5 protein-coding genes are annotated in these 6,326 nt (G+C 68.6%); 4 read left to right on the forward strand and 1 reads right to left on the reverse strand.

The window, feature by feature from the left end; translation table 11 throughout:
- The first annotated feature begins 47 nt into the window (after nt 1-47).
- The gene (uvrB, locus tag FXN61_RS15405) at nt 48-2,210 is read left to right on the forward strand and encodes an excinuclease ABC subunit UvrB (protein ID WP_167974473.1); all 2,163 of its coding nucleotides are present in this window, start codon (nt 48-50) and stop codon (nt 2,208-2,210) included.
- Between the two features lie 60 nt (nt 2,211-2,270).
- Here uvrB and FXN61_RS15410 read toward each other — a convergent pair whose 3' ends face one another.
- Complete coding sequence (locus tag FXN61_RS15410) at nt 2,271-2,411, reverse strand: hypothetical protein (protein WP_167974475.1); 141 nt, start codon at nt 2,409-2,411, stop codon at nt 2,271-2,273.
- 24 nt (nt 2,412-2,435) lie between these two features.
- On the opposite strand from FXN61_RS15410, the gene FXN61_RS15415 reads away from it, so the two are divergent.
- From FXN61_RS15415 to FXN61_RS15425, 3 genes are all read left to right on the forward strand, one after another.
- Nucleotides 2,436-2,684 (forward strand): hypothetical protein, encoded by a 249-nt coding sequence (locus FXN61_RS15415; protein ID WP_167974478.1) that lies wholly within the window; start codon nt 2,436-2,438, stop codon nt 2,682-2,684.
- 239 nt (nt 2,685-2,923) lie between these two features.
- Nucleotides 2,924-6,010, forward strand: coding sequence for a S8 family serine peptidase (locus tag FXN61_RS15420; RefSeq protein ID WP_167974480.1), 3,087 nt, complete (start codon nt 2,924-2,926; stop codon nt 6,008-6,010).
- 50 nt (nt 6,011-6,060) lie between these two features.
- Nucleotides 6,061-6,326: MarR family transcriptional regulator (locus tag FXN61_RS15425; RefSeq protein ID WP_223165452.1), on the forward strand; the 266-nt coding region annotated here is incomplete at its 3' end.

The following is a 6,326-nucleotide window of genomic DNA, read 5'->3' on the forward strand; positions in this document are numbered from 1 at the left end:
CCAGGCGCGATCTGAAATTGTCAGACCTCCGGCGTAACGTGCTTCCCGTGGCTTTCGCAACCGAGCTCCCGCCAGAGGAGAGCACCGTCAAGGCGCACTCCGAGCACCGCCCCGTCGGCGATATCGTCCGCACCGACGGGCAGTTCCGCGTCGTCAGCGACTATCAGCCGGCTGGCGACCAGCCCGCGGCCATCGACGAGCTGGAACGCCGCGTGCGCGCAGGCGAGCGCGACGTGGTGCTGCTCGGCGCCACCGGTACGGGCAAGTCGGCGACCACGGCCTGGCTGGTCGAACGGCTGCAGCGCCCCACGCTGGTGATGGCGCCGAACAAGACCTTGGCCGCGCAGCTGGCGAACGAGTTGAAGGAGCTCTTCCCGCACAACGCGGTGGAGTACTTCGTCAGCTACTACGACTACTACCAGCCAGAGGCGTACATCCCGCAGACGGACACGTACATCGAGAAGGACTCCTCGATCAACGAGGACGTCGAGCGGCTGCGCCACTCCGCCACCATGTCGCTGCTCACCCGGCGCGACGTCATCGTGGTCGCCTCGGTGTCGTGCATCTACGGCCTGGGTACGCCCCAGTCGTACCTCGACCGCTCGATCCCGCTCGAGGCCGGTGCGGAGGTCGACCGCGACGCGTTCCTGCGCCTGCTGGTCGACGTGCAGTACACCCGCAACGACATGTCGTTCACCCGCGGCTCGTTCCGCGTGCGCGGCGACACCGTCGAGATCATCCCGTCCTACGAGGAGCTGGCCGTCCGCGTCGAGTTCTTCGGCGACGAGATCGACAAGCTCTACTACCTCCACCCGCTGACGGGCGAGGTCGTCCGCGAGGTCTCCGATCTGCGGATCTTCCCAGCCACCCACTACGTGGCGGGCCCGGAGCGCATGGAACGCGCGATCCGCGACATCGAGGCCGAGCTGGAGACGACGCTGGCTCAGATGGAGCGCCAGGGCAAGCTCCTGGAGGCCCAGCGGCTGCGCATGCGGACGGCCTACGACATCGAGATGATGCGTCAGGTCGGCTTCTGCAACGGCATCGAGAACTACTCCCGCCACATCGACGGGCGAGGCGCGGGGACGGCGCCGGCGACGCTGATCGACTACTTCCCCGACGACTTCCTGATGGTCATCGACGAGTCGCACGTGACCGTCCCGCAGATCGGTGGCATGTACGAGGGCGACGCGTCTCGCAAGCGGAACCTGGTGGAGCACGGGTTCCGGCTGCCTTCCGCGTTGGACAACCGGCCGCTGACCTGGGAGGAGTTCGCCGACCGGATCGGGCAGGTCGTGTACCTGTCGGCGACTCCGGGCCCGTACGAGATGGGCCAGGCCGGCGGTGAGTTCGTCGAGCAGGTGATTCGCCCGACGGGTCTCATCGATCCCGAGGTCGTGGTGAAACCGACCGAGGGCCAGATCGACGACCTGGTGCACTCGATCCGGGAGCGGGCAGAGCGCGACGAGCGCGTGCTGGTCACGACGCTGACGAAGAAGATGGCGGAGGACCTGACGGACTACCTGCTGGAGCTGGGGATCCGGGTCCGGTACCTGCACTCCGAGGTCGACACGTTGCGCCGGGTCGAGTTGCTGCGGCAGCTGCGGCTGGGCGACTTCGACGTGCTGATCGGCATCAACCTGCTGCGGGAGGGTCTCGACCTTCCCGAGGTGTCGCTGGTGGCGATTCTCGACGCGGACAAGGAAGGGTTCCTGCGGTCGGGAACGTCGCTGGTGCAGACGATCGGCCGCGCGGCCCGCAACGTGTCCGGCGAGGTCCACATGTACGCGGACCGGATCACGGACTCGATGCGGCACGCGATCGAGGAGACGAATCGGCGGCGAGCCAAGCAGGTCGCCTACAACACGGAGCGCGGGCTCGATCCGCAGCCGTTGCGCAAGAAGATCACCGACATCCTGGAGGCGGTGTACTCCGAGATCGAGGACGAGGTTCCGGTCGGCGGGTCCGGGCGTAACCAGTCTCGGGGGAAGCGGGCCACTGGCGAGGGCGGCCGGTCGGCCGGGGTGTTGCAGGCGCACGAGCGGGCCGGGATGGCTCGGTCGGAGCTCGCGGACCTGGTGCAGTCGTTGACCGATCAGATGATGAACGCGGCTCGGGACCTCCAGTTCGAGCTGGCGGCTCGGTTGCGCGACGAGATTCAGGACTTGAAGAAGGAGTTGCGGGGGATGGACGCGGCCGGGGTCAAGTGACGCGGACGCGCGTGCTCACTGGGTGGGCACGCGCGTCCCCGCACATCAGGGCGGAGCCGGTCAGAAGTCCCCGGCGTGCTTGAAGGTCCAGCGCTGGTTGGTCTGGGCTTCGTCGCCGAGCAGGTACCAGAGCTGCACCGGTGTGCCGTTGGATCCGACCCTGCCGGCGTCGGCGTCCTTCGAGGAGTGCTCGCCCATCATCCACCGGTAGCCGGGCGTGCTGGTGTGCAGCGACTTCCAGATCTGGAACCCGTCGACGCGAGATCGGTCCGGACGATCGTCGTCACCTGTGGTCTGGCGGGCCGGCGCCGGGGAAGAGCGCCGGTCGACGCCGACGTCGACGCCTGGCTGCCGGCTCGTACCCGGCTCGTCGAGGAGCTTGTCGCCGCGACTGCGGAGGTACCTGAGGTTTCCCAGGCGGAAGGCCAGGTTCCCGGCCGCACGATGAGCGCGCCGTCACCGGGCACGCTGTAGGTCGATCCGGCTGCACGCGCTCGCCGCCGCGGGTGGATCACCGTTCATCGAGCAGTTGCCGGCAGGGCGTCAGGGCCGTGCACGTGAGTGTGCGCTGCTGCTCCTGATGGCGCTTGACGGAAAACCTTTTCCCGGCCAGTGTCGATCTCGCGCACTCGCCGCTGCGCAACCGAGGTCCGGTCGCTGTCGGCGGGAGGCGTTTCATGCTGCGCGGAGTGGCGGTTGGTGCTGTCTTTGTCGTGTTCGCCGGGACTGTGCTGGTCCCGACGGCGGGCGCTGAACGACGACCGTCGCCGCATCAGCAGCCGGCCGCGCTCAAGTCGGTCACGCTCGTGTCCGGGGATCGCGTTGCCGTGCAAGGGGATCAGGTCACGGTGGTGCCGGGTGCCGGGCGTGAGCAGGTGCTCTTCCACCAGCGGCGTACCAAGGACGGGCACGTTCACGTCGTGCCTCAGGACGCCGTCCGGCTCGTTCGCACCGGTCGGGTCGACAAGCGGCTGTTCGACGTCACCACCCTCATCGAGCAAGGGCGGGATGACGGCAGCCGGGACACGTTGCCGTTGATCGTCGACCGCGACTCGCGTGCTCCTGCCAAGAGCACCCTCGCCACGACCTGGGAGGGCATCAAGAGCTCGGGCTCGAAGGTCTGGTTGGACGGGCGCGTCCGGTTGCTGGATGCCGAGAGCTTCGAGCAGGTCGGGGCGCCCGCGGCGTGGCGGCTGGGGCTCACCGGGCGTGGGGTCACGGTGGCGGTGCTGGACGGCGGGATCGACGCGGCGCATCCCGATTTGCAGGGGAAGGTGCTGGAGGCCAAGGACTTCACCGGGAGCGGGGTGCGGGACACGTTCGGGCACGGGACGCACGTGGCGGCGACCGTTGCCGGTGATGGGGCGTTCGGGGGCGTTGCCAAGGAGTCGCGGTTGCTCGTCGGCAAGGTGTGTGAGCGGGACACCTGTGACGAGTCGGCGGTGCTGGCGGCGATGGAGTGGGCTGCGCCGCGGGCTGAGGTGGTCAACCTCAGTCTCGGCGGCGGGGCGACGGACGGCACGGATCCCCTGTCTCTTGCCGTCAACCGCCTCTCCGAGCAGCACGGGACGTTGTTCGTCGTCGCGGCGGGCAACGACGGGCAGCCGGGGACGGTCAGTGCTCCGGCTGCGGCCGATGCGGCGCTGGCCGTGGGGAGCGTGGGCAAGGCGGATCGGTTGAGCGGGTTCTCCGGTCGGGGGCCGCGCGTGGGTGATTGGGCGGTCAAGCCTGACGTTGTGGCGCCGGGGGAGGACATCGGGGCCGCGCGGGCTGCTGGGACGAGCATGGGGCAGCCGATCGACGCGGTGCACACGCGGGCCGATGGGACTTCCATGGCCGCACCGCACGTTGCCGGGGCGGCGGCGCTGCTCAAGCAGGCGCATCCGCGGTGGTCCGGCAGGGAGTTGAAGGCGGCGCTCACGGGCGCGGCCACGTCGATCGGCCGCGGTGTGTACGAGGAGGGAAGCGGGCGGCTCGACGTCGCCAAAGCGGTGGCCGGCCCGGTTGTGGCGACGGTGTCCAGCTTGAACTTCGGGCTGCTTGCGTTTCCGCACGTGCAGTTGCCGCCGATCACCAAGAAGCTGACCTACCGGAACGTGTCGGCTCAACCGGTCACCGTTCCGATCAGCGTGGATCATGCCGCGATCAAGGCCGGGGCCGAGCGGATCACCGTGCCCGGCAACGGGAGTGCGGACGTCGAGGTGACGCTGGATCCGGCGAAGGTCGCGGCAGGGTCTGGCGGGGCACGGATCACGGCGGGGAGCAGCGCGGTCGCGATCGGGTTCACGGCTGAGCCAGAGATGCACGAGTTGACCGTGACGACGATCGGACGGGACGGGAAGCCGTCGGACGCCGAGGTCAGTGCGCTGGAGCTCGACAGTGGCGAGAGCCAGGACTTCGCGCAGCCGGTCAACGGGGTCGTGAAGTTGCGTCTGCTCAAGGGAAACTACTCCGTGGACGCGTTGGTGCACGGCGACCACGAGCACACGTGGGCGAGCACCGGGAAGATCAGCCTCGACAAGCCGACGGCCATCACGATCGATGCGCGGCAAGGCAAAGAGGTCGGGGCAAGGCTTGACCGGAAGGTCGGGCGGAAGTACGTGGGGGTGGACGCGGTCTACCAGGCCGGTGGCAGCAGGGTGCAGACCGGCGTGTCGACGCGGTCGCAGGACGCGCTGTTCGCGGTGCCGGTGAAGGCAGGCTCGGGGTACTTCAACTTCGGGACGTTCCAGATCTGGGGCGCGGACGGGCACGAGTACTTCGTGGCGTCGCCGCACGAAGGCGGGATTCCGGTCGAGCTGACGCCGAGGGTGCGGGACCGGGAGCTCTACACGGAGAAGGTGCGGTATCGGGCGCAGGGCTCGCCGGCGATCGGGTCGCGGTCGTCGACGCCGTTCTACGTGAAGGGGCAGAGCATCACGTTCGGTGTCGTGTTCGACCTGCCCGTTCCGCAGCGGCGGGTCGAGCACTTCACCGGGCGGCCGGACGTCAAGTGGGTCATGGACTTCTTCCAGCGGCCACTGTCGCAGCCGAGTCTCGGGTTCGACGGGCACATCGGGGCGGGGCGGCCCGTTTTCGTGGCGGGACGGAGTGGCGAGCGGTCGTGGAACAGCGTTGCTGCGACTACGGATTTGAACCTGCGCGGGTTCCACGGGCTCGTGCGGTACGGGAACAACGGGTACGTGCAGCACTGGCCGTTCGCGCCCGGTGACGCGGGCGCTTCGGACGAGTTCATCTTCGGCGGGCCGTACGTCCAGGCGCGGACGAGATTGTCCACTGTGGACGGAAAGGTGCTCGCGGACAGCGCCGGTGTGTTCGCGAACTTCCGGGATCTGCCGGATGAGCCGACCCGGTACGTGCTCGACGTCGAGGCGCAGCGCAGCCCGAAGTGGACGCCGTTCGCTCCCAAGGCGACGACTCGGTTCACGTTCAGTTCCTCCAAGACGGACGATCAGGTCTACCTGCCAGTGCCGACATTGCGGATCACCGGGCCGTTCGACGACCTCAACCGCGTGCCGGCGGCATGCCGAGTGTTTCCGGTGGACATCAGCGTCACGCCGCAGACCGGGTCGGACGGTGCCGCGGCGGTGAAGAGCGTGACGGTGCAGGCGTCCACCGACGACGGGACGACGTGGCGGAGTGTGCCGGTGGTCGGCGCGAAGACGCGGTGGAAGGCGCTCGTCGGGCATCCGGAGGGGGCCGAGTTCGTGTCGCTCAAAGTGAAAGCGGTGGATGCGGCGGGTAACTCCGTCGAGCAGATAACGATCCGTGCCTACGGCATAAATCGCTCTCTGGGGTGAGATGTCGGCTGACAGCTTTCGTCACGGCGCAGGACCGCAATGATCTCACGGTGGATGTGGACTCCCACCTCGCCGCGGTGGAGCAGGCGCTGATCGCGATGCGGCGCAGTCAGTCACGCCGAGCGCTCGCAGACCTGGCAGTACCGGCCTTTGACGTGCTCGACGTCGTCGAGACGGCCGAGCGCACCGGCACGCAGGCGACGGTGTCCAGTGTGGCGTCGGCGTTGCACGTCGATCAGCCGCGCGCCAGCAAGCTCGTCACGAGCGCGGTCGACGCGGGGCTGGTGTCGCGGGTCGCGGACAAGGCGGACGGGCG

Origin of the sequence: Lentzea indica, from assembly GCF_012184385.1 — a bacterium.
GTDB lineage: Bacteria > Actinomycetota > Actinomycetes > Mycobacteriales > Pseudonocardiaceae > Lentzea > Lentzea indica.

Excerpts from the sequence above, each read along its gene's own strand:
- FXN61_RS15410 (WP_167974475.1), bottom strand. The coding sequence starts at position 2,411 with ATGATGGGCGAGCACTCCTCGAAGGACGCCGACGCCGGCAGGGTCGGA.